Origin of the sequence: Streptomyces roseifaciens (assembly GCF_001445655.1) — a bacterium.
GTDB lineage: Bacteria > Actinomycetota > Actinomycetes > Streptomycetales > Streptomycetaceae > Streptomyces > Streptomyces aureoversilis.
In genome coordinates this window covers 366,880-393,331 of sequence record NZ_LNBE01000002.1, presented here as the reverse complement: position 1 = coordinate 393,331, position 26,452 = coordinate 366,880, and the positions used below count along the sequence as shown (strand labels likewise).

General features: G+C 73.2%; 22 protein-coding genes and 1 tRNA gene. 14 read left to right on the top strand and 9 right to left on the bottom strand.

The window, feature by feature from the left end; genetic code table 11:
• Window position 1 precedes the first annotated feature (1 nt).
• The 3 genes from AS857_RS03535 to AS857_RS03525 all read right to left on the bottom strand — a co-directional run bounded on the left by AS857_RS03535 (window position 2) and on the right by AS857_RS03525 (window position 4,419).
• Entirely contained in the window at window positions 2-3,397 is a 3,396-nt protein-coding gene (locus tag AS857_RS03535; RefSeq protein WP_245699568.1) for an NACHT domain-containing protein, read from the bottom strand.
• 16 nt (window positions 3,398-3,413) lie between these two features.
• Window positions 3,414-4,211 (bottom strand): AfsR/SARP family transcriptional regulator, encoded by a 798-nt coding sequence (locus AS857_RS03530; RefSeq protein WP_063804150.1) that lies wholly within the window; start codon window positions 4,209-4,211, stop codon window positions 3,414-3,416.
• A gap of 134 nt (window positions 4,212-4,345) precedes the next feature.
• A tRNA-Lys gene (locus tag AS857_RS03525) sits at window positions 4,346-4,419 on the bottom strand.
• 170 nt (window positions 4,420-4,589) lie between these two features.
• Here AS857_RS03525 and AS857_RS03520 point away from each other — a divergent pair.
• The 4 genes from AS857_RS03520 to AS857_RS03505 all read left to right on the top strand — a co-directional run bounded on the left by AS857_RS03520 (window position 4,590) and on the right by AS857_RS03505 (window position 7,046).
• Window positions 4,590-5,012: a DUF7144 family membrane protein gene (locus AS857_RS03520; RefSeq protein ID WP_058041615.1), complete on the top strand. Its 423-nt coding sequence runs from the start codon at window positions 4,590-4,592 to the stop codon at window positions 5,010-5,012.
• 120 nt (window positions 5,013-5,132) lie between these two features.
• The gene (locus AS857_RS03515) at window positions 5,133-5,477 is read left to right on the top strand and encodes a hypothetical protein (RefSeq protein ID WP_144440707.1); all 345 of its coding nucleotides are present in this window, start codon (window positions 5,133-5,135) and stop codon (window positions 5,475-5,477) included.
• 153 nt (window positions 5,478-5,630) lie between these two features.
• Complete coding sequence (locus AS857_RS03510) at window positions 5,631-5,948, top strand: hypothetical protein (protein ID WP_058041613.1); 318 nt, start codon at window positions 5,631-5,633, stop codon at window positions 5,946-5,948.
• Window positions 5,949-6,080: 132 nt separating this feature from the next.
• On the top strand, window positions 6,081-7,046 hold the full coding sequence (locus AS857_RS03505) for a MurR/RpiR family transcriptional regulator (RefSeq protein ID WP_245699567.1): 966 nt from the start codon (window positions 6,081-6,083) through the stop codon (window positions 7,044-7,046).
• Between the two features lie 312 nt (window positions 7,047-7,358).
• On the opposite strand, the gene AS857_RS03500 is transcribed toward AS857_RS03505, so the two are convergent.
• The gene (locus tag AS857_RS03500; RefSeq protein WP_058041611.1) at window positions 7,359-8,366 is read right to left on the bottom strand and encodes an Lrp/AsnC family transcriptional regulator; all 1,008 of its coding nucleotides are present in this window, start codon (window positions 8,364-8,366) and stop codon (window positions 7,359-7,361) included.
• A 126-nt stretch (window positions 8,367-8,492) separates the two neighbouring features.
• Here AS857_RS03500 and AS857_RS03495 point away from each other — a divergent pair, with 126 nt between their 5' ends.
• From AS857_RS03495 to AS857_RS03485, 3 genes are all read left to right on the top strand, one after another.
• Complete coding sequence (locus AS857_RS03495) at window positions 8,493-10,037, top strand: MFS transporter (RefSeq protein ID WP_058041610.1); 1,545 nt, start codon at window positions 8,493-8,495, stop codon at window positions 10,035-10,037.
• Window positions 10,038-10,111: 74 nt separating this feature from the next.
• A complete protein-coding gene (locus tag AS857_RS03490; protein WP_216823937.1) occupies window positions 10,112-11,449 on the top strand; it encodes a phosphatidylserine decarboxylase family protein in 1,338 nt (445 codons plus the stop codon).
• Between the two features lie 288 nt (window positions 11,450-11,737).
• Window positions 11,738-12,925: a hypothetical protein gene (locus AS857_RS03485; protein WP_058041609.1), complete on the top strand. Its 1,188-nt coding sequence runs from the start codon at window positions 11,738-11,740 to the stop codon at window positions 12,923-12,925.
• Here the strand turns inward: AS857_RS03485 and AS857_RS03480 are convergent.
• On the bottom strand, window positions 12,915-13,601 hold the full coding sequence (locus AS857_RS03480; RefSeq protein WP_058041608.1) for an esterase/lipase family protein: 687 nt from the start codon (window positions 13,599-13,601) through the stop codon (window positions 12,915-12,917). The two genes, AS857_RS03485 and AS857_RS03480, sit on opposite strands and share 11 nt — an antisense overlap.
• A gap of 162 nt (window positions 13,602-13,763) precedes the next feature.
• On the opposite strand from AS857_RS03480, the gene AS857_RS03475 reads away from it, so the two are divergent.
• Window positions 13,764-15,509 (top strand): helix-turn-helix domain-containing protein, encoded by a 1,746-nt coding sequence (locus AS857_RS03475; RefSeq protein ID WP_058041607.1) that lies wholly within the window; start codon window positions 13,764-13,766, stop codon window positions 15,507-15,509.
• Between the two features lie 18 nt (window positions 15,510-15,527).
• Here the strand turns inward: AS857_RS03475 and AS857_RS03470 are convergent, their stop codons facing one another.
• Window positions 15,528-16,811, bottom strand: coding sequence for an alpha/beta hydrolase family protein (locus tag AS857_RS03470; protein WP_058041606.1), 1,284 nt, complete (start codon window positions 16,809-16,811; stop codon window positions 15,528-15,530).
• A 160-nt stretch (window positions 16,812-16,971) separates the two neighbouring features.
• Here AS857_RS03470 and AS857_RS03465 point away from each other — a divergent pair, with 160 nt between their 5' ends.
• A complete protein-coding gene (locus AS857_RS03465; protein ID WP_058041605.1) occupies window positions 16,972-17,958 on the top strand; it encodes a winged helix-turn-helix domain-containing protein in 987 nt (328 codons plus the stop codon).
• A gap of 75 nt (window positions 17,959-18,033) precedes the next feature.
• Here the strand turns inward: AS857_RS03465 and AS857_RS03460 are convergent, their stop codons facing one another.
• Complete coding sequence (locus AS857_RS03460; protein ID WP_058041604.1) at window positions 18,034-19,323, bottom strand: MFS transporter; 1,290 nt, start codon at window positions 19,321-19,323, stop codon at window positions 18,034-18,036.
• Window positions 19,324-19,493: 170 nt separating this feature from the next.
• On the bottom strand, window positions 19,494-20,063 hold the full coding sequence (locus AS857_RS03455) for a helix-turn-helix domain-containing protein (protein ID WP_058041603.1): 570 nt from the start codon (window positions 20,061-20,063) through the stop codon (window positions 19,494-19,496).
• A gap of 117 nt (window positions 20,064-20,180) precedes the next feature.
• On the opposite strand from AS857_RS03455, the gene AS857_RS03450 reads away from it, so the two are divergent.
• Window positions 20,181-21,029: a class I SAM-dependent methyltransferase gene (locus tag AS857_RS03450; RefSeq protein WP_058041602.1), complete on the top strand. Its 849-nt coding sequence runs from the start codon at window positions 20,181-20,183 to the stop codon at window positions 21,027-21,029.
• 140 nt (window positions 21,030-21,169) lie between these two features.
• The gene (locus AS857_RS03445) at window positions 21,170-22,228 is read left to right on the top strand and encodes a methyltransferase (RefSeq protein WP_058041601.1); all 1,059 of its coding nucleotides are present in this window, start codon (window positions 21,170-21,172) and stop codon (window positions 22,226-22,228) included.
• Here AS857_RS03445 and AS857_RS03440 read toward each other — a convergent pair.
• Window positions 22,206-23,015, bottom strand: coding sequence for an alpha/beta fold hydrolase (locus AS857_RS03440; RefSeq protein ID WP_058041600.1), 810 nt, complete (start codon window positions 23,013-23,015; stop codon window positions 22,206-22,208). The two genes, AS857_RS03445 and AS857_RS03440, sit on opposite strands and share 23 nt — an antisense overlap.
• A 263-nt stretch (window positions 23,016-23,278) precedes the next feature.
• Between AS857_RS03440 and AS857_RS03435 the strand changes: the two genes are divergently transcribed.
• The 3 genes from AS857_RS03435 (at window position 23,279) to AS857_RS03425 (ending at window position 26,390) form a co-directional block, all read left to right on the top strand.
• The gene (locus AS857_RS03435) at window positions 23,279-24,076 is read left to right on the top strand and encodes an endonuclease/exonuclease/phosphatase family protein (RefSeq protein ID WP_058041599.1); all 798 of its coding nucleotides are present in this window, start codon (window positions 23,279-23,281) and stop codon (window positions 24,074-24,076) included.
• Between the two features lie 178 nt (window positions 24,077-24,254).
• Window positions 24,255-24,959, top strand: coding sequence for a DUF4142 domain-containing protein (locus tag AS857_RS03430; RefSeq protein ID WP_079110033.1), 705 nt, complete (start codon window positions 24,255-24,257; stop codon window positions 24,957-24,959).
• Window positions 24,960-24,965: 6 nt separating this feature from the next.
• On the top strand, window positions 24,966-26,390 hold the full coding sequence (locus AS857_RS03425) for a DUF1996 domain-containing protein (protein ID WP_058041597.1): 1,425 nt from the start codon (window positions 24,966-24,968) through the stop codon (window positions 26,388-26,390).
• The last annotated feature ends 62 nt before the right edge of the window (window positions 26,391-26,452 follow it).

The following is a 26,452-nucleotide window of genomic DNA, read 5'->3' as shown; positions in this document are numbered from 1 at the left end:
GTCAGGAGGACGGGGTCCGTGACCGGTTCGCCATGTCCTCCCAGAACTTCCGCAGTTCGCTTGCCGTCATGCCCTGCCACCGCGCCCGCTTGCGCCGTACGTAGGACAAGGGGTTGAGATAGCTCCTCCAGCGGTAGCGGCGCAGGAGCGCCTGCTGCTGTCTGCAGAAGATCTCGCGCACCTCGGCCCGCGGCTGCGCGCCCATGGCGGGGTAGGGGCACAGTTCGAAGGGGCAGTCGCGCAGGCAGGTGCTGCCCGGCGGCGCGTCCCCGGCCGTGCCCACGGTCCGCCGCGGACGGAACGGGCGCCGGTCGTCGGTGAAGCACGGCGGCAGCACGGTGCGGTCCGCGCGTACCAGGCGCTCCTCCAGCTCGGCCGGCTGCTGGCCGTCCCGTTCGGTGAGGTTGCGCAGCAGGAAGACGTCGGCGAGGAGCTGCTGGGCGCGGGGGTGCAGGGTGCTCCACCCGGCCGACGGCGGAATCCAGAGGTTGTGCTTGCGGTAGGCGCCGGGGGCCACGGCGGAGGAGCCGACCTTGCTCGCGGCCCCGATCTCGTCGATCCACAGGAACCGCTCCGGGTGTCCGCTCTCCAGGGCGAGGACCGCGAGGTTGCCGGCTTCGGCGACGAAGGGGTGCAGCCGGTCGCCCCTGCGGGTGCGGTCGCCCGGGTGCAGGGCCCGCGGGTCCTGGTTGCTGCCCGCCAGGGACAGCCAGCGCTTGACCGCCTGGGTGGGATCGGCCCTCCTCGCTGCCGGACGGGCCGAGCCGGAACCGTCCTGCGGAGCACTTCCCGTACGGTCCGGGAGCTCCCAGAGGCACAGGGCGTGGACGAGGGTCATCTGCGCGTACCAGTAACGGGCGTGGGCCAGCATCTTCTCCGCCTGGGTGACGAGGAACGTCCGGGCCTCCTCGTTGGTCTGCGGATGCCGCTCCCTCCGGTTGGCTGCGCTCTTGAACCCCTGGGCGAGGGCGATCTCCAGGGAGAGCGTCAGGTCCGCCCCGTGCGAGCGGGTGTGCCGGGGCTCCAGGTGCGCGAGCCAGAGGCCGAGCCGCTCCTTCGCCTGCTCCCGGTGCTTCTCGGTCACCGAGCCGACCACCATGGGCACGAGCCAGGCCCTCATGACGAACCGTCGCCAGATCCGGAGCCGCTGTTCACCGGCTCCCTTGACCCGCCTCTCGTACTCCGCGTACTGCTCGTCGCCGGGCTGCAGCTTGAGGAAGGCCTCACGGTTCCGGTGTTCCACCTGCAGTTGCTCGCGGAACGCCGTCTCGTACTGCACCCAGGGGTCGTCCCGCCCCGGCTCACCCGTCTTGGGCAGGGGGAACATGGTGCGCAGGGTCTCGAAGGCCTTGTCTCCCCCGGCGCCCATCTCCTGCGCGACGGCGAGCTGGAGCGGGTAGGAGGGTTCGACGACGGCGATCTCGAAGAACCACTCGTAGGCCGGGGACCTGCCGTGAGCGGGGTCGTGCTCGTCGGCCTCCGCCGCACCGACCGCCCGCAGGACCTCCCCGAACCGGTGCACGAGCCGTTGCTTCGCTTCGTCGAGCGTCCTGCGGTCGTCCTCCGTGAAGGCGCCCCACCGCTTGCAGAGCGTCTCGGCGATGCGCGCGTGTTCGGCGGCTCCTGCGATCCGGTCGATTTCGAGGGCGGTGGCGTACATGTCGAGGGCCTTGGCGTCCTTGCGGGACTTCGCCGCTTCGAGGAGGTGGTGGACCACGCCGGTCTGGCCGGCCGCGTCGGCCGACCGGGAGTTCAGGGTCAGCCCGATGAGGAGTTCCCGGCCGGGGCCGGGCTCCTTGAGCGCTGCGGGCAGGAGGCCGTGCTCCCTGGCGTCGAGGTAGCGGGAGCCCAGGTACGCCTGGAGGATGCTGTGCTGGAAGCGGACCCTCTCCCCGCGCGTCTCGACCAGACCGAGCCGCTCCCCCTGGGTGGCGCACAGCGACAGGAGTGCGCGTTGCCGGGGCTCGTCGACCCCTTTGCAGCATTCCTCGCCGAGCCGCTGCAGGAGCCGCTCCTGGATCTCCGGTTCCTTCCTCAGATCGGCGAGCCGGACCTCCAGCCGATCGTGCAGCAGCCCGATCCCGGCCAGCGCGGAGATGACCTCGATGATCATCCTGCGCTGCTCGGGGTCCAGCGCCACTTCGCCGTGGATCCGCCCGGCGGTCAGCGCGCTCCGCCAGGCGTCCAGCAGGCGCTTCTGCAGGGTCGCCCGGTCGCCCTTGCGCGTGTCCAGTTCCGCCCAGCGCTTGGCGCCGGTCAGATGCTCCAGGAGGTGGTGCTCGCGCAGCTCGCGTGCGATCTGCAGGTACAACGGGGACTCCGCCACGGCCGCCGTTTCGACGATCCAGTCCATGCGGTGGCTGTCCAGGTCCGGGTGGCCCTCCTCCAGGTACTCCAGCGCCGCCTCCTCGCTCAGCGGCTCCAGGTCGACGGTCGCGGCCCGGGTGTGCTCCAGCGGCGCGTGGGGACGGGAAGCGATCACCAGCGGAAGCTTCTGCTCCTCCGCCCGCTCGATCGCCCGGCGGATGAGGACGTCCCGTTCCTTCTGGTCCTCGCCGCCGGAGAACGTCTCCTCCAGGCCGTCGGCGAGGATGACGGCCTTGTCGTCCATGCAGAGCTGGCGCCACACCCGGTCGCTGTGCCGCGCGGAGAGCACGTCGCGCTCCACCACTTCGCTGAAGCGCCTCATCGCCACCTCGCGGAAGTCGAGGCGCGACCCGTTCAGGTCGGCGTCCCGCAGCCTGATCGGGACGGGCACGGCGCCCTTCTCGGCCAGTATCCGGGTGAGCTGGACGAGGACCGACGTCTTCCCCGCGCCCACACCGCCCACGAGCAGGTACGGCCGCCGGGTGCGCCGGTCGCGCAGCCCCCGGGCGATGATCAGGCACATCTCCTTCCGCCCGACCACGTCCGCGACGACCGGGCCGGCCGTCGGCACGATGCTGCGCGGGTCCTTCCTGGCCGCCCGGGTCATGGGCCGGCGCACCGATGCGTAGGTCAGGACGAGGAAGCAGAAGGTGGCGAGGCCGAGGCTCAGGAACGGGGCCAGGAATCCGTAGACCACCGCACAGCCGTCGCCCCGGTCCCGGCACCACCTCTCCACCGGGGAGCGGTCACCGGCGACGAGGGCGAAGACACCGAAACCGACCCAGGCCAGGAGGAGGGGAACGGCCATGTAGGAGAGCCGCTGCAGGAGCGACCGCCTCATCCACCACCGCTGGGCCGGCGCCACCTTGCTGCGGGCGGCCAGCCGGACGCGCAGGGCGCGCTCGCAACGGCCGAGGGTGCCGGCGGCGTGGGACACGGAGCGCCGGGGCCGGACCAGGAACGGAGCCTTCCGGGGTACGACCTTGTCCTTGGGGTGCCTGATGACGTAGCCCATGGCGAGTGAGCGCATTCCGTAGCTTCGTCCATCATGGGCGCCGCGCCGTCACCGCGGCGTGACCGCGGCGTTGGTGCCCGTCGATGCCGGGCGCGGCCGGACGGAGACCGGCCACGAGGCCGAGCAGTTCCGGCGTCGGGTGCAGACCGAGTTCGCTCCGCAGGAGCGCCCGGTACTGCCGGAATTCGCGGAGCGCCTCGGACTGGTTGCCCTCGGCGAGATGGGCCGTGATCAGGGCCGCGCGGGCGCTCTCCCGCAGGGGGTCGGCGCGGACGGCCGCACCGGCGGCCGACACCGCGTGGGCGAAGTGCCGCGCCCTGACGAACCGGTGCGCGAGCGCTTCGAGAGCGTGCAGCCGCAGTTGCCGCCACTCCTCCGCTTCGCGCAGCGCCCACTCGTCGCACCAGCCGGGCAGCAGGTCCTGGGACAGGCCCTCGATCTCCCGGGTGCCGGGGTCCCGGGTGCCGGGGCACGGTGGTTCCGGTCCGTCCAGGACGGCCCTGGCGAGGGAGCGGAGTCCGTGGAGGTCGACCGCGACGCCTTCGGCGAGTGCGAGCTCCGCGGGGCCGACTTCGAGGACCCGGCGGCACCCCGCGCTGCGGAGGCGGTTGAGGGCCGAACGCAGGGCGGCGTGCGCACGCGCCTCGGACACGTCGGGCCACAGGTTCTCCGCGACGGCGCTCCGTGCCACGCCGCCGGGGCGGAGGGCCACATAGGCCAGCAGGCGCTCGGATCCCGCGGGGATGCGTACGAGGCCGTCGCCTGCGGCCAGACGGAATCCGCCGAGCAGGGCGATGCGGAGGGTCGCGCCTTCGTCTCGTGAGGGCACCCTTCCATCGTGGGCGGGCGCTCACCGGGTGTCGAATCGCGGGAATGTCACGGAAAGCGTCCCGGGAATCGCATTCCGTAATGCCGGAGGGTGAGGAAAAAGCCCCCGCCGAAGAATCGACGAGGGTTTCGCTGTGCGCCGCCAGGGACTCGAACCCCGGACCCGCTGATTAAGAGTCAGCTGCTCTAACCAACTGAGCTAGCGGCGCGCGACATGAATATTACATGACTTCCGCGGGCGTGCCGACCGGGCTGACCAGCGGGAACCCGGCGCCCGGCGGAAGCTCCCCCGCATGGACAGCGACGGCGCGAGGGGAAACCATGGAGGTGAGGGTCCGCCTGTCATACGGGCTGTCATACAGGCAAGGGAGGTAGTCCCATGTCATCCACCCTCCATCCGCGCTCCGAGGGTTCCCAGGCCGCTGCCAGCGGGCTGACCTTGTTCGCGGCCGTGATGATGCTGATCGCGGGCTTCGTCGATATCTTCCGGGGGATCATGGCCATCGTCCATGACAACGTCTTCGTCAGTACGCCGGACTACGTCTTCAAATTCAGTCTGGCGGGCTGGGGATGGATCCACCTGTTCCTCGGAATCGCGGCGCTCATGGTGGGCGTCGGCCTGTTCCGGGTGTCCCTGTGGGCCAGGATCCTCGGCGTGGTCGTCGCGTCGCTGCTGCTGATCGCCAATTTCCTGTCCATCCCGTACTACCCGCTGTGGTCGATCGTGGCCATCGCGCTGTGCGCCTTCGTCATCTGGGGGCTGTGCGTCGTCCGGCACGACGACGATGCTGCGGGCAACTGAACGGCGCTCCCGGCCGCGAGGCCGGGCCGCCCGGTGGCAGCACCTCCGCCGCGCGCCCGTTTCGTAACTGAGTACGACAGCGGATGCGCTCCGGTGGTGCTCCTGCCCAAGGTTGACCTCATGACGGATGCTCATGAGGGCCCTGCGGATGCCGGCGCGGAGAACCGGGCCCCGTACGTGACGGCCATGCTGGTGCTCACGCTGCTGTTCCTGACGCCCGGCATCGGGCTCTGGGTGCTGGAACTGCAGTCCGCCGGGCACCACGGGACGGGCACCGGATGCGCCCGGCTCGGCGCCGCGATCGTCGGGGCGCCCGCGGCGGGGGCGCTCCTCGGCGGCATGCTGGCCGCCGTCCGCCGCAGACACGGCGGGCCGCCGGCGGCGACGGGCGCCTTCCTCGGCGCGATCGGCCTGTGCGCCTACGGCGTCCGCATCTTCTCCGAGACGTTCCAGCTGCTGCCGTGACCCCGGGGAGGGGCCGGGCCGGACGAGCCGGTCAGGAATGCCGGAAGACGAGGTCGAGCACGCGTGTCGATCGGCGCCCGGCGTCGTTCACTCTCTGAAGACATTTCGTGCATTTCCTGTGCATTCCTCTGCAATCGAATGGAAGGATCAGTGATGCGCTTCATCCGCCCCGCGCTCGTCGCTCTCGCCGGATGCGCTCTCGCCCTGGCCCTGCCCACGGGATCGGCGGTCGCCGCCAAGGGCTGGTTCTCCTGGGCGGGACCCAAAGGCGCCCCGTTCTACATCCAGAACCCGCCGGACGGCCGGTGCCTGACGATGAGCGACGAGGCCCGCGGTGCGCACAACGGCACAGCGGTCCCGGTGGCTCTCTACGCCGACAAGACCTGCAAGAGGCCGGCGCTCCGCCTGTCGCCCGGCCGGGACGCCCCCCGCAACCTCCGCTTCGCCAGCGTGAAGTTCGGCTCCCGCTGACCGCCCTCCCCGCTCCCGGGCACCGCCATGGGTGCGCACGTACCCTCCCCGGCCGGACCTTGAGATCACCGCGGCCGCGGTGACGAGGCGTTCACTGCCGGCCCCCACGGCGCTTCAGCTATGTTGAGCGCCGTGGGACGAGAACGAGGCACACCGGGGCCATCAGGGCAGCAGGCGCGCGCTCAGGCGTCCGCGATCACACCGGGGAAGCCGGGCGGGCCGGGGCAGCGGCCGCGCGTCCCGGAGCCGCTGCCCGCGGACAAGGTCCGGGCCCTGTTCGGCGGTCACCGGCTGTCCCCCGGGCAGCGGCGCATCGCGCAGTACATGACCGACCACCTCACCGAGGCCGCGTTCCTGTCGATCACGGACCTCGCGGACCGCGTGGGCGTGAGCCAGCCGTCGGTGACCCGCTTCGCGGTCTCCGTGGGCTTCAGCGGGTATCCCGCGCTCCGGGAGGCGCTGCAGCCGATCGCCCTGAGCGCGGTCGCCGGCTCCCCCGGCGCGCGGGAGGAGGACCGCCGCAACGAACTGCAGGCGGCGGTCGACGCCGAGATCGCGAACCTGGAGAGCCTGCGCCGCGCGTTCACGGACACCGACCAGGTGCTCGAGATCGGCCGCGAGCTGGCCAGGTCGGTCCCGCTGACGATCCTCGGCCTGCGGATCTCCGTCTCACTGGCGGAGTACTTCGCGTACGCGGCGAAGCGGATCCACCCGGACGTGCGGCTGGTCTCGCGCGGGGGCAGCGTCGCCTACGACGCCCTTCTCCAGTCGCGCGAGGCGGGCGGCACCTGGGTGCTGGCGTTCGCCATGCCGCGGCACTCCAACGAGATGCTGGCGGCGATGCGGTCCGCCCGCAGCACGGGCCTGCGCGTCGCGCTGATCACGGACGCGAGCCTGGGGCCCCTGGTGGAGGAGGCCGACGTGGCGCTCACCGCCGGCACCGGCTCGCGCCTGGTCTTCGATTCGTACGCGGCGCCCGGGGTGCTGTCCGCGGCGATCCTCCAGGCCATGGCCGACGCCGATCCCGAGCGCACCCAGATGCGGCTGGAGAAGTACGAGCAGGCCGCGGAGCAGCACGACTTCTTCCTCGACGACTGACGGCTCGCCCGACGGCCGGAACCCCGGCACCCGATACCGGGACTTTCACACCCGGACCGGCCTCCCGTTCGAATGAAAATTTTCATACCCTTGCTTACTGGGCAGTAAATATATTTACTTCCTGTGGCACCCGGGCTTGCAGCGCTCACGACGGTGAGCGCCCGGGACGCCGACGTGGGCGAACACCAGGGACGAGACCCTCCTCATCGGCCCTGCGCGTTCCGTTTGGGTATGTCCGCTCCCCTCGGACACCCCCGGCGGCCCCGGTCTACCCCTGGGCCGGGACCGCCGGCAACATTCCCCGCACCCGCCTCACGGGGCGTCGAAGAGCCTGCTGCCGTCGCTCAGCAGCCCCGCCCTCTTCACCTGCCGGAGCACCGGGAGGACCTCCAGCCGGTGCACGGCCGTCAGCGCGCCGATGCCCTCGGTCATGTACCGGTACAGGTCGCGCTGATCGCGGCAGAGCACCGACGCGGCGAGGTTGGCCGCACCGGTGACCGCCGCGGCGAACGGCACCTGGGGGTGGCGGGCGAGCGCCCGGCCGACCGCCGCCAGCTCGCTCGGCGCGACCGTGGCGGAGATGCCGGCCTCGATCGCGTAGCCGAGGTGGACCGAGTGGACCTCGACGTCGAACGAGAGCGCGCCGCTCCCCCGCAGGTACTCGATGCGCCGCCGGACCGTCGACTCCGACCGGCCGGCCGCCCCCGCGAGCTCCGGGTAGCCCGCCCTGCCGTCCCGGGCGAGCACGGCCAGCATCGCGTAGTCGGCGTCGTCGAGCCGGACGACGTCCTCGCCCGCGCCCTCCCCGCCGGCCGGTGCGGGCTCCAGCGCCGCGATCTGCTCCCCGGTCAGCTCGTCCCGCCCGAAGCAGCGGTTCGCCCCGCCGGTGTACTCGTGCAGCATGGTCTGCGCCGTGACGCCGGTGACCTGCCGGGTGCGCGGCAGCTTGCGGAGCAGGAGCGCCTCGTGGTCCTCGCGCGTGCGCGAGCTGACGAGGCAGCCCACCTCGGTGCCGCCCGAGAAGATCTTGACCCATCCCGTGTCCGGGCGCCGCGCCAGCGCCTCGGCGATGTCGACGGCCGCCCCCGGGACGCACTGGATGCGCAGCCTCGATTCGTACAGGCCGACGCGCTCGCCCTCGGGCAGGCCGAGCACCCGCAGCAGGCCCGCGCCGCGCAGCCTGCGGTAGCGGCGGATCACCGTCTGGTCCGTGACGCCGAGGACGGCGGCGATGCGGCTGAAGGCGGCCCGGCCGTCGATCATCAGCGCCTGCACCAGCTGCCGGTCGAGGAGGTCGAACGTCTGCCCGTCGTTGGTCATACTTTCCATCATTCCACGGCTTCTCCATATCGGATTCCGTCACCGGACCGGCCCTGAGTTCTGAGAAAAAGCCAGCGGGTGCGACCTTCGGTCCTCGTAGGACAACACCCTCCGGAGGTATGGAAAATGCGTAAGTGGCTGCCGCTCGTGGCGGTGTGCCTGGGGACGTTCATGCTGCTCGTGGACGTGACCATCGTCGTCGTGGCGCTCCCCGACATGGCCGGGAGCCTGCGCACCTCGTTCGCGGACCTGCAGTGGGTGATGGACGTCTACGCGCTCGCGCTCGCCGCGCTGCTGCTGGGCGTCGGCTCCCTCGCCGACCGCATCGGCCACCGGCAGGTGTACGTGGCGGGCCTCGTGCTGTTCGCCCTCGCCTCGCTGGCCTGCGGCCTGGCGACCGGTCCGGAGGCCCTGATCGTCTTCCGCGGCGTCCAGGGCATCGGCGGCGCCGCGATGCTCGCGACGACGACGGCACTGATCGGCAGCATCTACCACGGCAGGGACCGGGGCGTGGCGTTCGGCGCCTGGGGCGCGGTCAGCGGAGCCGCCTCGGCGGCCGGGCCGGTCATGGGCGGTCTGCTGACTGAGCACCTGGACTGGCGCTGGATCTTCTTCGTGAACCTGCCCATCAGCGTGCTGGCCATCGCCATGACGCTGCGGTTCGTCGCCGCGGCGCCGCCCCGCCGGGGCCGCGGGGTGGACGTGCCCGGGCTGGTCGCCTTCACCGTGGCGGCGGGCGGTGCGACGTACGCGCTGATCAAGGGCAACGACTACGGCTGGACGTCGGCCGCGACCCTGGGCGTCTTCGGGCTCGCCGCGGCCGCACTGGTCGCGTTCCTGCTGATCGAGACGCGCCGCGAGCAGCCGCTGCTGGACCTGACGCTGTTCCGCCGGGCGTCCTTCTCCGGCCTCATGGCGGCCGCGGTCCTGCTGTCCGTCGCCGCGTTCTCGTACCTCGCCTACACCTCGCTGTGGCTGCAGTCCGTCCGCGGCATGGGGCCGGTCGCCGCAGGCCTGACCTGTCTGCCGATGAGTGCGGCCGCGTTCGTCGTCGCGTCGCTGGCCGGGCGCTTCCTGCACGACGTCTCGCCGCGCTGGACGATCGGCGGCGGGCTGCTGCTGATCGGTGCGGGCGCGTTCCTCCAGGCCACCGTGGACGCGGGCTCGACGTGGACCGCCCTCGTGCCGGGTCTCGCGGTGACCGGCATCGGCGTCGGGATCGCCACGCCCATGCTGGCGTCCGCGGCGATGGCCTCCGTGGCACCGGAGCGCGCCGGGATGGCCAGCGGCGCCGTCAACACCGCGCGCCAGCTGGGGAACGCCCTGGGCATCGCGGTCCTCGGCATCGTCTTCCACGCCGGGCTGGCGGGCGCGCTCCGCGACCACGGGGCCGGGGCCGTCGCCGACCCGGCCGCGACCGCCGACGCGCTGGCGGGGGGCCAGGCCGGAGCGGTCGTCGCCCAGGCCGGCCCCGCGCAGCGGGATGTGATCGGGCAGCTGGTGCACGAGGCCTTCGCGGCCGGCCTGCGGCAGACGTTCCTCGTCTCCGGGGTGCTGGGAATCCTGGGCGGGCTGGTCGCGCTCGCCCTCGTCCGCCGGTCCCAGAGCCCGGCTCCCGCCCGGCCGCAGCAGGCGCAGGCGGCGCCTCCCGTCCCGGCGGCCCACGGCTGATTCGGGCTCCTGCGGCGCCCGGAACGGCCCGCTACGGTCGGGCATTCGGCACACGCAACCGGCGTACGGAGCAGGTGACTTCGTACGCCGGTGCGGCGCCGTGCAACGGTCCGATCGACGAAGGGACGACCATGGTCAAGCCCGGCACAGCGGCAACGCTCGAAGCGCGGTACCAGAACTCGTTCGGCCGGGCGGCCGGATATCTGCCGCGCAACCGCAGGGCCGTGGACGCGTGGCTGACGCAGTTCGTCGCCAGGGCGCGGCAGCGGACGGCGGGCCACGTCCCCGTCGTCCAGGAGCTGGCGGAGCTGCTCGAACGGGACAAGCCCCTGCGGGACCTCGTGAACCTGATGATCGAGCAGGCGCAGCAGCTCGACCCGGAGCACCAGCACAAGCACGTCGGGAACATCGACGAGATGCTGAACTGTCTCGACGTGATCACGGTGACCGCCCCCGAGTACCGCCTGGACCCGAACGAGCGCGTCTTCTTCCCCCTGTCCGCCCTGTTCTGCTACATGATGGCGACGGACGCGGGCTGGGAGGCCTTCCGCAACGCGCCGTTCAACGACGCGCTCCTGAACGTCCTGACGGTGTGGTGCCACTTCCTGGACGGCCCGGAGAGCCGCTACGTCCTCAACGAGGGCCCCGACGGCTGGCTCTGCCAGGCCGCCTCCGAGCAGAACAAGCTGTACGAATTCGTCATCCCCGACCCCGGCGCCCTCTACGGCGGCTTCGCGTCCTTCAACGCGTTCTTCAACCGGCACATCAAGCCGGAGTTCCGCCCCAACGGGGCCAAGGAGGACCCGAAGGCCATCGTGTCGCCCAACGACGGGTCGGTGGTGCGGTACGTGTCGGACGTCCAGATGGATGCCGACATCTTCGACGTCAAGGGCCAGCCGTACTCGCTCCGGCGGATGCTCAACGGCTATGCGGAGACCGACCGGTTCGTCGGAGGAGACGTCTTCCAGTCCTTCCTCTCCGGCGCGGACTACCACCGCTGGCACGCCCCGGTCGACGGGATCGTCAAGCACGTCGAGCGCGTCCCCGGCCTGATGTTCAGCGAGCTGAGGACGGAGAAGGTGGACGACACCGCCGGCACGCTCTCCCAGGGCTACCAGGCGAACGTCAACACCCGCGGCCTGGTGGTCATCGAGAGCACCGTGCCCGGCATCGGCCAGGTCTGCGTGATCCCGGTCGGCATCACCGAGATCTCCTCGGTGAAGTTCAGCGTCGCCGTGGGCGACGAGGTCACGAGGGGCGACGAGCTCGGCTACTTCAGCTACGGCGGGTCGAGCATGTGCCTGGTCTTCGAGCCGGGCAAGGTCGACTTCACCGTGCCGGACAACACGATCGAGCACGCCGACGACGGCGCACCCATCTTCGTCAACGGGCGGATCGCCACCGCGAAGTGAGCCCGGGCGGCGCCCCCGCCGCAGAGGCAGGGGCGGCGGCGCAGGCCGAGGCTCGGGACGGTGGCCCGGCCGCCCGCGCGGCGGAGGGCGCGCCCGCCGCGCAGAGCATGGCGTAATACGCGCATTTCCCTTGCGGGGGTGCAGGAGGGCGCGACCTTCCGCACCCCCGCAAGGGCGTTTCCGGGCCCGTATGCGACGGGACCGGAGCAGCTGACTAGCATGCGCATGCCACACCCCACTCCGCCCCGGGAGTGCTCCCCCGCTCCTTCCCACCGACGAAAGCCCCGCATGCGCATCAAGCAGACCCTCGCCGCGGCCGCAGCGGCCCTCATCGCCCTCTCCGCGGTCACCGCGTGCGACGACAAGCCGGAACCCGGCCGGGGCGGTGGCACCACGCCCCCGGGACAGCCGGGCGCCCCCGCCCCGCAGGCGGCACCGCCGTCGGCCGGTTCGACGGCCGACGCCCAGAAGTTCCTCCGCCAGTACGCCTCCTGCGAGAACCTGGCGACGGGCGGCCCGGACGACGTGCGCCTGCGGTCGAGCAGCGTCAAGAGCGTGGGCGGGTCCGTGGCCGGGCTCGGGGTCTGCAGCGACCTGCGCGAGGACGGCGCGATCGGCATCTTCCTGACGCCGGACATGAAGAAGTTCCAGGAGGCCTACCACCGGCAGGTCATGGACAAGATCGCCGCCGGCGACCCGGCGTACGGCCTGTACAGCCGCGTCCTCGTCGGCAAGGACTTCGTGGCCGAGCCGACCTCGGCCACGACGACCCGGGCGCTCGCCAAGTCCGGCATGCGCGTCCTGACCTGCAACCCGACGTTCGGCGTGCCGGAGGGCCACAAGAAGGAGAAGGCCCTCGCCGACTCCTGCGTCCTGAGCGACTACGTGCACACGGCGGACGGCCCGGGCGGCGGGAGCCCGGAGCCCGGGGCCTCTCAGGGCGGGCAGCAGAAGCCCCCGGCGAACCCCGGCCTGCCGAGCGCCGGCAGCCTCGCCGAGCTGAGGAAGCTGATCGCGTCGAGCGTCGACTGCAAGCGCTTCTCCACGGATCCGGAGACCGTCGCCATCCGGTCCATCGACTACGAGCCCTTCATCGACGGCGACGCGGCCGCCTGGGGAGTCGGCGAGCGCGGACTGTGCGGGCAGCCCGGGGGCGCACAGCGCGCCCACGGGCTGGTCTGGCTCGACAAGGTCGACGACATGGTCGCCCTGCAGACGCGCGCCAAGGCCCTCCAGCTCAAGGAGATCCAGGAGAACGGCGGCCGGCCGAAGGCGACGAAGAGCATGCTGCTCCTCGGCGGGAACGTCGCCATCGAGACCAACGACCCCTCCTCCCGCTTCGGCCTGTACCAGCAGCAGTTCTTCCGCCTAGAGTGCCGGCCGGGCTTCACCACCCCGCAGGGCTACCGCTCCGAGAAGGCGGTGGTGGACGGCTGCGTCCTGACCAACTACGAGCCCGGCGGGATCACTCCTTGAGGTAGGAGGCCACCTGGGACAGCAGCCCCGCGTCGGTCAGGAACCCCAGGTGCGTCACGCACGGGAGCAGGGTGTTGACCGCGCCGTTCAGCACGGTGCTCGTGAAGGGGTTGATCACCCCGTCGCACGGCGAGTACCAGGTGCGGTAGCCGACGGCTCCGGGCGTCTCGTCACCGGAGGCCAGTCTGCCGAGGAAGGCCGAGCCGGGCGTCATCTCCCGGCAGGAGGCGGAGGCCAGGCTGCAGAGCCCGGCGGTGTACGTGCCGTGGTTGCTCCCCGCCAGCGACGCCATGTGCTTGATGTCCGCGGCGCCGCCCAGCTCCTTGGCGTACCAGAGGGAGACCAGGCCGCCCATGGAGTGGTTCACGATGTCGACCTTCTGCGCCCCGGTGTCCTTCTTCACCTTCGCGACGAAGCCCGCCAGCCCGCGGGCGCTCGCCTCGTTCGAGGCGAGGAAGTCGTAGGAGTACGAGAAGAGTTCGCCGTCCTTGTAGCCCGCACTGCGGAAGGCGGTGCGGGCCGGGTCCCAGATCACGGCGCCGCTGAGGTAGCCGTGGACGAACACGACGGGAGTGCGCGCGGGGGCGGCCTCGGCGCTGCCGGTGCCGACGGGCCCGGTCGTCAGGACGGCGGCCACGGCTGCCGTCAGGGCCAGGGCGCGGCTGAGCTTTCGCATACGGTCCTCCAGGGAGTGGACTGCCGAGCGGCTGCGGAGAGCATGCGTCCGCATCCCGGGGCCACGCATCGGCGAAATCGCCTACCCGGTGGTTTTACTTGCGGGTAACTTGCTGGCAACGCACCGCCTTTCCCGCCGCCCCCGGAACGACGAGGAGCAACCGTGCGCGACTCCCAGGCCGTACGCCCTCCTCGCTCCCGCCCCCGGCCGGCCGCCGGCAGAGCGGGCACCACGCGGCGCCTGCACGTACGGTGCTCGTCCGCCCTCCTGCGGGCCGCCGGGCGCACGGAGGAGGACGGCACGCGCGACCGGCTCCTCGTGGCGGCCGCGGACCACGCCCAGCTGGCCGGGCTCTCCCGGCGCGCCACGGTCCTGCGCACGCTGTCCGTACGGCAGAAGGCCGCCTCCGCCGCCCGCGGACAGCAGGAACTCGCCCGCGGCCTGCGCTCCTGGCGCACCGGCGAAGTGATCAACGCGCGCGAAGCCCTGCGCCTCGCCGCCGCGCTGTTCCGGCACGCGAACCGCACGGACGAGGAGCTCGCCGCCCTCCTCCACTCCGCGGAGGCGAGCTGGACCGCCGGCGACCGGACCGGATACGCGGGGGCCGCCGAGCGCATCGGCGGCCACACCGCGGCGCCCCCGGTCGTACGCGACTACTACCGGGGCATCGCCGCGGCCCTGCGCGGCGAGCACGCGCTGTCCGTCCCGCTGCTCCGCGCGGCGTCCGGCGGCGTGCCCGCGGCGGACGGCCGTACGCACACGCTCGTCCACGCCTGCCGCGCCGCCCTCATGCTGGGCGAGGTGTCGCACGCCCGGGACCTGGCCACCCGCGCCCTGACCCGGGCCGCAGCGCCGCAGCGGGCGACGCCGGAACTCCTCGGCCTCCTCGCGCTGGTGGAACTCGTCGCCGACAACCACGCCCGCGCCGCATCCCACGCCGGGCGGGGCCTGGAGGCCGCCCTCGCCGCCGGCCGGCCCAACGCCGCGGCGCAGCTGCGCAGCACGCTCGCCATGACCGCGGCGATCCGCGGGGACGCCGCCGCCTGCCGCGACCACGCCCGGTGGGCGCTCGGCACGGCGCAGGCCCACGGCCTGATGGTCCCCGCGCTGCTCGCGACGTGGAGCCTGGGCCGGCTGGACCTCGCGCACCAGCAGCCGCGGGAGGCCGTCGAGCGGCTGCGCCCCCTCGTCCTGGGCGAGTCGGGGGTGCACCACTTCGCCTGGCGCCTGCACGTCATCCCCTCCTTCGTGGAGGCCGTCGCCCTGGCCGTCGCCGAACTCCCCGCCCCGGCCCGCAAGCGCGCCTGCCGCCAGGCCCGGCTGATCCTGCGGACCCTGGAGGACTGGGCGGCGGTCACCGGCGACCAGCGGGCCCGGGCCGCGGCCCTGCACTGCCGGGCCGTGCTGTCGGCCACCGCCGCGCCGGCCACCGCGGACCCGTGCTTCGACCGGGCGCTGGCGCTGGTGGAGCGGGTGGGCTCCGAGTTCTCACAGGCCCGTACGAAGCTGGCGTTCGGCATGGCGCTGCGGCGCCTGCGCCGGCCGGCCGACGCCCGCGGGCACCTGCGCGGCGCCATGCTGCTGTTCGAGGCGTGCGGAGCCGACGTGTGGGCGGAGCGGGCCCGCGAGGAGATGCGGGCGGCCGGCCAGGCGGAGCCGGGCGGCGGCCCCCGCCCCCGCTGCCCGGCCGGCCTCACCCCGCAGCAGCTGCGGGTGGCGCGGCACGTGGCCGAAGGCCGCACCAACCGCGAGGTGGCCGCCCTCCTCGCGCTGAGCCACCGGACCGTCGACCACCACCTGCGCAACGTCTTCGCGGCGCTCGGGGTCCGCTCCCGGGTGGAACTGGTCCACGCGCTGGCCTCGTTCGGCGGCGGCCCGCCGTCCGCCGTGCGGCACTCGGCGCCGTGACCCCCGGGCAGTACCCGCTCAGCGCACCGGCAGGTGGCGGGCGAAGAACGAGAGCACGTGGCGGCGTACGGCCGGCACCGACCGCGCGGGATCGGCCGGGCCGGTCAGCGAGGCCCGGCCGGCCGCCGTCATCAGCCCGGCGGCCTGCAACTGGGGCGCCAGAGCGGCGTAGTCGGTGAACACCCCGTGCGCGGCGCCGTCGAGCTGCCGGCGCTGGGCGCGCCCTCCCGAGCGGGCGAGCACCGCCCGCCAGGAAGGCTCCAGCTCCTGCCTGCCCGGGAAGCCGTCCGTGCCCAGCAGGAGCAGCGGCCGGTCCGACCCGTGCCGGGCGACCGGGTACGGCTCGCCCGCCCGGCCGGGCGCCTCCGGCGCCCGGTCCAGGTAGCCCTCCAGGTTGACCGCGGCGCCGATGCGCCGGTCCTCGTACATCGTCTCCGCGGCCGTGGTGCCGCCTGCCGAGTGCCCGTAGACGCCGACCCTCCGCAGGTCCAGGGCCCGGCCGAGGTGTTCCGGCAGGGCGCGCCCGGCCGCGTCCGGGTTCCGTCCGGCCGCGAGCGCCTGCAGCCGGTCCAGGACGAAGCGGGTGTCCGCGATACGGGTGTCGATCAGGGTGCGGAAGAAGTCCGGGCGCTTCCTGGGGTCGTCCCTCAGCATCGTCGGGCGGACCGTGTCCCGTCCGGTCATGGCGCACGGGAACTCCACCTCACTCGCATCGCCGGGGTGGTCGACGGTCACCACCACGTAGCCGTGGCTCGCCAGTTCCTCGGCGAGCGTGGTGCCCATGGTGCGCGGATCGCCGCCGCCGGGGCTGTACAGCAGCACCGGCCGCCGGCGCGAGGCCTGCGCGGGGGCGCCCGTGTGCGAGTGGGTCGTGGTGGCCGACCAGTCGGCGCCGGCATGCGGCAGCTCCGGGTGGACTCTGTGCCCGTCCAGCCCGAAGGACCCGGCGGCGCCTGCGCTCATCTGCCGGGCGACCGGGAAGCCGCGGACGGTGCGGGCCGGGTAGAAGACGGTGGCCATCACCTCCCGGACGGGGATCCCCGGCTCCCACGGGTCGGGCCGCGAGCGGTCGACGAGGTACAGCGTGGTGACCCCGGTACGGTACGGGCCCGTCGGCGCCGGCAGCCGCAGGGTGATGCCGGCCCCGGACCCGGCCCCGGACCGCGCCTGCGCGACGGCTCCGCCGGGGCCGCCGACTCCGCCGGGGCCTCCCGGGAGCAGCAGGGCGGCGGCCAGGACGGCCGACCTGGTGACGGCCCGCCGGCTCACCCCGGCTTGTTCACGAGCTTTGTAGTGACGCATGACTCTCCCCTGGTGCCCACTGTGACGCCGGCCCTTGTGGCGCCCGGCGGCCCCCTGCGTGAATGGCGGGGGCACGCCTGCATGCTGGCGCCCGGCGGGGATCGCGGTCGATCGTTCAGGCCCTGCCCGAAACGATGGCGCTGCGGCGCCGGGGAGAGTAGTGATCCGGATCCATTTCACGGCCGCCGACTTCGCGCGGGTCCGGTTCGCGCCCCGCCCGGCCCCGATGCAGGAGCTCAACGCGGCGTTCATGATGGCGTTCCGCCGCGACGACCAACTGCTCTTCGGCCGCTGGCGACAGCGGCTGCTGCGTTCCCTGCCGGCCTCCGTCGAACCGCTGGCGGACCTCGTCCCCGCGGGAGCGGCGCCGGGCTTCCTCGACGTGTTCAGCGACACGCTCGAGGACGCGCTCGACAGCGTGCTCGCCGCGCGCCCGGAGCTGGTCCGCTCCGAGATCGAGCGCGTGTACGCCGGGCACGCCGCCCCCGTGCCGCCGTGGATCCACGAGCTGCACCGGGGTGACGCCGGTGCCCGGCAGCTGATCCGCCACGCCCAGCACACGGCCTTCGAGACGGTCCTGCGCCCCGTGTGGCCACTGGTCCAGGACCTGCACCGGGCCGAGTTCGCCCGGCACGCCCTGGCCGTGGCCGAGCACGGCACCGGCGCCGCGCTCACCGGCCTCGTCCCCGGCACCCGGCTGCGCGGGGACGTCTGGGAGATCGAGGCTCCCGGCGAGCAGGAGGTACGGCTGCGCGGGCGCGGCCTCCTGCTCCTGCCCACGTTCCACTGGAACGGCCGTCCTGTTCTCGCCGACCTGCCCGGCGGCCCCCTGGGCCTGACCTATCCGGCCGGCCCCGGCCTGCCCCTCGCACCGGACGGAGCAGGGGCGACGGGCGGGGCGGGAAGCGCGGACGACGCCCTGGCCGGGGTGCTCGGGCGGACCCGGACCGACATCCTGCTCGCGCTCGTGCAGGAGCACACCACCAGCGGCCTCGCCCGGCGCTTGGGCGTCAGCAACGCCACCGCCTCCGCCCACGCCGCCGCACTGCGCGACGCGGGGCTGATCGCGACGGTCCGGGCCGGACGGGCGGTGCTGCACCGGCGCACGGCGCTCGGGAGCCTGCTGGCAGGCCGGTTCTCCGGCTGAGCCGGGTCCGTGGACGGGTTCGTCCTACGGCCGAGTCCGTCCCACGGCTGACTTCGTCCTACGGCCGGGTTCGTTCTACGGCTGCGGGGAACGCGCGTCGTAGCGCGCGAAGTTGCGCCACTGCGTGGCGATGAACGCGATCGCCGCCAGGCAGGCGAGGCCGCCGCCGACGACGGCCCAGGAGGGTGAGGCGAGGTCCGCGGCGGAGCCTGCGAGGAAGTCCCCCAGCCGGGGCCCGCCCGCGACCACGACGATGAAGACGCCCTGGAGGCGGCCGCGCATGTCGTCCGGGGTGGCCGCCTGGAGCATGGTGGTGCGGAAGACCGCCGATATGCTGTCGGCGCATCCGGCCAGGGCGAGGAAGAGCAGGCCGAGCCAGAGGTTGCGGGTCAGGCCGAAGACGGTGACGGCCGTTCCCCAGCCCGCGACGGAGAGCAGCACGGCGAGTCCGTGCCGGTGTATCCGGCCGAGCCAGCCGGAGAACAGCCCGCCCAGCACCGCTCCCACGGCGGGCGCGGCGACGAGCAGGCCGACCGTCTTCGTGTCACCGCCGTACCAGAGTCCCGCTATGGCCGGGAAGAGCGCCCGGGGCTGGGCCAGCACCATGGCGGCCAGGTCGGCGAGGAACGTGATGCGCAGGTTGGGGCGGGTGACGAGGAAGCGCAGGCCGCCTCGTACGGAGGCGCGCCTCTGTGTCCGCCGGCCGGTGGCGGCACCGGCCGCACCAGCCGTCCCGACCGCGCCGGCCGCCCCCGTGGCCACCGCCGGCTCGGGACGCATCGACGGCAGGCGCCACATCGCGTACAGGGAGGCGGAGAACGCGGCCACGTCGATCAGGTAGGCGGCCTGGAAGCCCCAGAGTCCGACGACGGCGCCGCCGAGCATGGGGCCGCCCATGAGGCCGAGGTTGGTCGTCAGGGAGGACAGGGCGTTGGCGGCGGGGAGCTGTTCCCGGGGCAGGAGCTTGGGGATCATCGAGCTGCGGGCCGGGGTGCTCATCGCGAAGCAGACCGACTGCAGGGCGACGACCGTGTACAGGAGCCACACCTGCCGGAGTCCGAGCAGCGCGGCGGCCGCCAGGACGACGGACAGCAGCGCCGCGCCGGACGCGCTGACCAGGCCGAGGGCCCGCCGGTCGACGGTGTCGGCGACGGCTCCGCCGTACAGGCCCGCCACGACCAGCGGGACCAGGGAGCACAGGCCGACCAGGCCCACCGAGAACGTGGAGCCGGTGATCGCGTAGACCTGCAGGGAGACGGCGAGCGCCGTCATCTGCTGGCCCATCCAGGACACGGTGTTCCCGCACCACAGCCGGCGGAAGTCCGCGGAGCGGCGCAGGGGTGTGACGTCGGCGAAGAAGCGCACGGGGAGGTCTCCAAGGGGTACGGGATGTCGGGGCGGCCCGCGGCATCGCCGCCGGGCGGGCGGCGGCGGACGGCGGCGGACGTCACGGCCGGAACGCAGGCATCACGGCCCGGAGTCTGGTGGCGGGTGCTTGAGGAGACGTCCAGCCCGGGCCGCGCCCCGCGCCGGTGTCAGCCCTGGCCGGAGGGCTTGGCGCGGACGTGCATGCGCTCGCCCTGGGGCCCGAACAGGCTGAGGACCTCCACCGGCGCGTCCCCGGTGCTGCCGAACCAGTGCGGCACCCGGGTGTCGAACTCGGCGGCCTCGCCCACCTGGAGGACGATGTCGTGCTCGGCGAGGACCAGCCGCAGCCTGCCGCCGAGCACGTACAGCCACTCGTAGCCCTCGTGCGTGCGGAGGTCGGGGCGGCTGCGCGAGGTGCCCATGACCATCTTGAACGCCTGCAGCCCGCCCGGCTGCTGGGTCAGCGGCACCACCGTGGAGTCCCCGCGCCGGACCGGCTTCAGCCGCACGCGCGGATCACCTACGGGCGGCGCGCCCACCAGCTCGTCGAGGGGGACCTGGTGGGCGTGCGCGATGGGCAGCAGCAGCTCCAGGCTCGGCTTGCGCTGCCCGGACTCCAGCCGGGACAGCGTGCTGACCGAGATGCCGGTCGCCTCCGACAGGGCCGCGAGAGTGCACTGACGCTGCCGGCGGATGCTCTTGAGACGGGGGCCGACGGCGGCGAGCACTTCTTCCATGCCTCTATTGCAGAAACAGCAACAAGGTTTGTCAAGGATCGCCATCCGGCCGCACAGTCTGCGCCAGAGGGACGAGCCGGCGGCGGAGCCGGCCGACGAGCCGAGGGAGCACATCCGGTGAACGACTTCGACTGGGCCGCACTGGCCGACATGCTGGAGCTCGAGGGCGAGGCTCACAGCCCCTACGTGCAGCAGGCCGTCGAGGAGTTGCGGCATCTGACCGGCGGCGCGCCGCGGCGCATCCTCGACATCGGCAGCGGCCCGGGCGTCGCGGCCTGCCGCTTGGCGCAGGCGTTCCCGCAGGCCGAGGTCGTCGCCGTGGACGGGTCGCCGGAGCTGCTGGCCCGCGCCGAGGAGCGGGCGGGCCGGCTCGGGGTCCGGCTGCGGACCCGGGCGGCCGGGTTCCCGGAGGGGATCGACGGCCTGGGGACGGCCGATCTGGTGTGGACTGCGCAGGTGGTGCACCACGTCGGCGATCAGCAGGACGCCCTGGACCGGCTCGCCGGGCTGCTCGCCCCCGGCGGCGTGCTGGCCGTCGTCGAGGGCGAGATGCGGGCTCGCTCGCTGCCGCGCGACCTCGGCTTCGGGCGGCCCGGCCTGCAGGCCCGGCTGGACGTGGCGATGGCGGAACGGTACAGCCGGATGCGGGAGGAACTGCCCGGGTCCGTCGCCGTGGTCGAGGACTGGCCCGGCATGCTGCGGGCCGCGGGGCTCGCGCAGGTGCGCAGCAAGACCTTCCTCGTGGACCGTCCCGCACCGCTCGACGAGCGGACGCGGCAGTCCGTGCGGCAGTCCCTGGAGCGGCAGCGCAGGATGTGCACCGAGCTCCTGGACGACGGGGACGCGGCGACGCTGGACCGGCTGCTCGACCCGGCCGACCCGGCGGGCATCGACCGGCGTGCGGACCTGTTCCTGCTGACCGCGAAGACGGTGCACTTCGGCCTGCGCCCGGAGGGCGGCAACTGACGGAGCATTGCCGATCGCCCGGCATTCAACTTAGGGTTACCTAAGTCGAATGCCGGGCGACCGCCGTCCCGCGCCACCGGCCCCGGCATGCCGCACGATCATTGACGGGTGCCGCAAGGCGCCATGACGGGAGGGCCGCGATGACCACGACAGGAAGCGACGACGGGCAGGCACCGGCCGAATGGCACGTGCGCAACACCGTGGCGCAGCTGGTCTTCGGCCACATGGCCACGCAGACGCTGGGCACCGCCGTACGGCTGGGCGTCTTCGAACGCATCGGCGGCGGCGAGTGCACGGCCGCCGGGCTCGCCACCGCGCTGGAAACCCAGCCGCAAGCCACGCTCCGGCTGCTGCGGGCGCTGGCCGGCCTGCAGCTGCTCACCGAGACGGCGCCCGGCACCTTCGCCACCACGGCGGCCGGCGACCTGCTGCGCCCGGACGTACCCGGCGCGATGACCGCCCTGGCCCGGATGTTCACCGACCCCTCGCTGCAGCGCGGCTGGGACCTGCTGGACGAAGGCGTCCGGACGGGGGCGCCGACCTTCGACACCGCCTTCGGCACGGACTTCTTCGGCTACCTGCGGGAGCGGCCAGAGCTGTCCGCCGAGTTCAACACGGCCATGAGCCAGGCCACGCAGCTCGCCGCCGAGGCCGTCCCGGGGCACTACGACTTCGGCCGCTTCGGCACCGTGGTGGACGTGGGCGGCGGCGACGGAACCCTGCTCGCCTCGGTCCTCCGCGCGCACCCCCGGCCGCGCGGCATCCTCTACGACACCTCCGAAGGCCTCGCCCAGGCACCCGCGCGGCTCGCGCGCGACGGCCTCACCGACCGGGTCTCCCTGGAGACCGGCGACTTCTTCGCCTCGGCCCCTGCCGGCGGTGACCTCTACCTGCTCAAGAGCGTGATCCACGACTGGAACGACGAGCAGTGCGCGACCATCCTGCGCCACATCCGGAAGGTCGTCCCGGACAGCGGCGCCCTCCTGATCGTCGAGCCGGTGCTGCCGCCCACCGTGCCCGCCGGGAACACCGACCTGACCTACCTCAGCGACCTCAACATGCTGGTCACGGTGGGCGGCCGGGAACGCACCGCCGAGGACTTCGCCGCCCTGTGCGCCCAGGGAGGCTTCCGTCTCGACTCCATCACCCCCTTGCCGCGCCCGAACGCCTTCCACCTCATCGAGGCGGTACCGGCCTGACCTCTCCCCCCTCGTGCTCCGCGAGGAAGTCCAGGACGAGCGGGCCCGCCGTGGCGCGGAACTCCTCGAAATAGGCGTGCCGCGCCCCGGGGATCAGGTGCAGCCGGGCACCCGGGATGCGGTCCGCGAGGAGGTGCGCGTTGGCCGTGGGGTTGAGGAGGTCGTCGCCGCCGTGCACCACCAGGGTGGGCGCGGAGACGCCGGGCAGCGCGTCCCACGCGTCGTGCCGGTTGCTGGCCGCCAGGTGCCCGCGCCGGGCGTGGGCCGGCATGGCGGGGTCGCCGAGCGTGGGCGAAGGGCCGGGGTGGGCCGCGAGCCAGGCCGGGGTGTACATCAGTTCGCGCAGGGCCTGCACGGCCGCGGGCCCCGGCCCGGCCAACGACCTGCGCACGTCGTTGCCCCGCTCGACGGCGTACGGGCCGCCCGGTGACGTACAGCCGAGCACCAGCGCGCGGACCCGCTCCGGGTGACGGACGGCCAGCACCTGGGCGACCCGCCCGCCCATGGACGTGCCGTACACGTGGGCCCGGTCGGCGCCGAGGTCGTCCAGCACCGCGATCACGTCCTGCGCGAACCCCTCGATGCTGTAGGGCTCGTCGGGCTTGTCACTCTCCCCCGTGCCCCGGTAGTCGAGGGTGACGGTGCGGTGGGCGGCGTGGAAGTCGTCCCGGACGCCGTCCCACCAGTGATGACTGCAGGCCTGTCCCGCCAGCAGGACCAGCGGGGAGCCCTCTCCCCCGGCCTGATAGGCGATGCGGACCCCGTCCGCGCTCCCGGCGTACGGCACAGCGCACATCCCTTCGCTTACGCCCCGACTCGGCCCGGAACGGCCCGGCACGTCGAAGCCGGTGCTCTCCTCCGCGACATCCTCCTCGTGACACCCGGTCACCCGGCCTTTCAGTGACCCGGATCACGGGAACGCACGGCACGGGGGACGGCACCGGGAGTACGGCACGGGCCACGGCAGAAGGCCGCTTCGCTTCTTGCCTCTCTCCCGTCCGGCCGGGACGATCTCCTGGACCTTCCGGACCTTCCCGACCAGGAGGCACCATGTCCGCTCCCGCTCCGCCGCCCCCGCTGCGCGTGATGTCGTTCAATCTGCGGTACGCCTCCGAGACCGGCCCCCACCCCTGGTCGGAGCGGCGCCCGGTGATGCGGCGGCTGCTGCGGCACGAGAGGCCGCACGTGCTGGGGACCCAGGAGGGCCTGTACCGCCAGCTGCGCGACATCGCCGAGGACCTCGGGCCCCGTTACGCGTGGACCGGGCTGGGCCGGCTCGGCGGGAGCCGCGACGAGTTCGGCGCGGTCTTCCACGACACGCTCCGGCTGGCGCCCGAGAAGTTCGACCACTTCTGGCTCTCCGGCACGCCCGCCCTGATCGGCTCGGCCACCTGGGGAAACACCGTCGTGCGCATGGCGACGGTGGTCCGGTTCGCCGACCTGCACACCGGCGGCGGCCTCCACGTCCTCAACACCCACCTCGACCACCTTCACCAGTACGCGCGGGAGCGCAGCGCAGCCCTGATCGGCGAGCGGCTCCGGGCCCTCGACCCCGCCCTCCCCCGCATCGTCACCGGCGACTTCAACGTCCCGGCCCACGGCAACCCGGTCTACGACGCGCTGCTCGGCGACGGTTCCCTGACCGACACCTGGGACACCGCCGCCGAGCGCGGCCCGCAGTACGCGACGTTCCACGGCTACCGGCCCCTGGTCCCGGACGGGGACCGCATCGACTGGATCCTGGCCTCCCCGTCGGTGCGCACCCTGCGGGCCGGCATCAACACCTACTCCGAGGACGGCCGCTTCCCCAGCGACCACCTCCCGGTGCAGGCCCTCGTCGAGCTGTGAGCCGCGGCGCGCCTCAGGTGAGAACCGGGGCCGCCCTCCCTGCGCGCGCGGAACGGTAGCAGCGCGCGGGGGACGGGAGCGGGGGTTTGTCAGAGGGAGCGAAGGCTTGTCCGTCGTGCTCTCCGCGGGGTTAGCGTCCGTGGGCATTCCGAGCAGACGAGCGAGTGAAGAAGGTGCCATGCGACCCGTGCGTTCCTTGCGGTCCGTACGTTCCCTGAGGTCCGTCGGCTCCCTGCAGGCGCGCCGGCCCATGTCGTGGCGGACCCTCGGCACCGGGCTCGTCGTCTTCTCGCTGGCCGCGACCCTGCTGGCGCTGCTGGTGCCGGTGTACCTCTTCGGCAGTGCCGGCCCGGCGGCGGCCGGCGCCCGCACCGCGTGGACCGACGACGGGGAGGGGACCCGGCAGACGCCGTCCGGGCCGCTGACGGCGCTGGACCGGGACTTCGTCCGGCGGGTGCGGCTGGCCGGGCTCTGGGAGAAGCCCGCGGGGAAGCTCGCCCAGGAGCGCGGGACGACGGACTCCGTCCACATGGCCGGGGAGCATCTGGTCGACGGGCACACCGAGCTCGACCAGCGTTCCGTCGACACGGCCCGCTCGCTGGGCGTGAGCCTGCCGGAGCGCCCGAGCGCCGAGCAGCAGGGGTGGCTGGACCAGTTGCAGGACTCCCGCGGCGCCACGTTCGACCGGGTGTTCGCCAACCTCGTGCGCGCCGCCCACGGCAAGGTCTTCGGCCTGGTGGCCCTCGTGCGCGACCGCACCGCCAACACCGCGGTGCGGGCCCTGGCGACCCGCGCCAACACCGTCGTCCTCGACCACATCACCGTCCTCGAGAACACCGGACTCGTCGACTTCCCCCACACAGGCGACAACGAAAAGAAGTGACCCCACATGATGCGACAGGCCCACAAACGCTCGAAGTTGCGGACCCGGGCGGTGGTGGCGGCCGCGGCGCTGCTGCTCGGCGGAGGCGGTACGGCGATCGTGGCCGACTACGCCTCGGCCGGTGCCTCCCGTGACGCCTCAGGCCGCGACGGCGGCCGCTCCTCCGACGCCGCGGGGACGCAGGCCGCGGGCGCGGCGACGACGACCATCTCCTGCCCCGACGTCGGCGACCGGCTGCAGGACGTGCCCGCGCCGGCCCGCACCGAGGTCTCCAAGGGGCTGTCCCAGCTCGACGCCCAGGTGGCCCAGGCCTACGGGCGGATGACGGCGTCGGAGCCCGAGGCCGTCCTCGGCGATCTGCAGCGCAAGCGCACGGAGACCATCGGCAGGATCTCCGACTCCCTCCGCGCGGCGGGCGCGGCGGACACGGGCGGCACCTCGCCGAGCGAGCTCACCGGCCTCAGCGGCTGCCGGACCAGCAAGGTCAGCACGGCCGCGGCCGACGACTCCTCCCGTCCCCTGAGCTCCCGGCTCGGCAGCGGGGGCATGCAGGGAGGCCCGTCCCGCGCCGACTTCGCCGACATCAGGAACGCCCCGGCCACGAAGGGCACGCCCGCCGCCGCCCGCGGAGGGTCGACCGGCACGTTCACCACCGTGTGCGGTCGCAATGAGAATGGTCACTTCAACCCCGACAATGTCATCGTGACGCCGGGGGTGCGCAACGGCGCCCACCACATGCACGATTACGTGGGTAATAAATCCACCGACGCCTTTTCCACCGATGCGAGCCTCGCCGCGGCGGGGACCACCTGCACCAACGGGGACAAGTCGACGCACTACTGGCCGGTGCTGCGCGTCCTGGACGGAAAAGCCGCTCCGGATGCCCGGGCACCGGGCGGCGGGCACGACGGGAACATGGGAACCATCCTGCGGCCCGCGTCCGTGTCCCTGCAGTTCCGGGGCAGCCCGGTGACGAAGGTGACCGCGATGCCGCGATTCCTCCGCATCATCACCGGCGACGCCAAAGCGCTCACCAACGGCACGGCCAACGCGAATGCCTCGTGGAGTTGCGTGGGCTTCGAGAACCGGCAGCTGAAGGACAAATACCCGGTCTGCCCGAACGGAGCGGACGTCGTACGCACCTTCGCCTTCCAGAACTGCTGGGACGGGCGCAGCACGGACAGCGCCAACCACCGCACCCACGTGGCGTTCGCCCGTGCGGACGGCTCGTGCCCGCGCGGCTTCCGCGCCATCCCGCAGCTGGTGCAGCGGATCACCTACGACGTTCCGGCGGGCGTCCCGTTCGCCGTGGACAGCTTCCCCGAGCAGCTGCACAAGCCCGTCACCGACCACGGCGACTTCATCAACGTGATGCCGGACGCCCTGATGTCCAGGGCGGCGAACTGCATCAACACCGGCCGCACCTGCTGAGGACGCCCCGGCCCTCCACTCCCACCGCTCTGTCCGCGCCCACCGATCCCACCGATCCCACC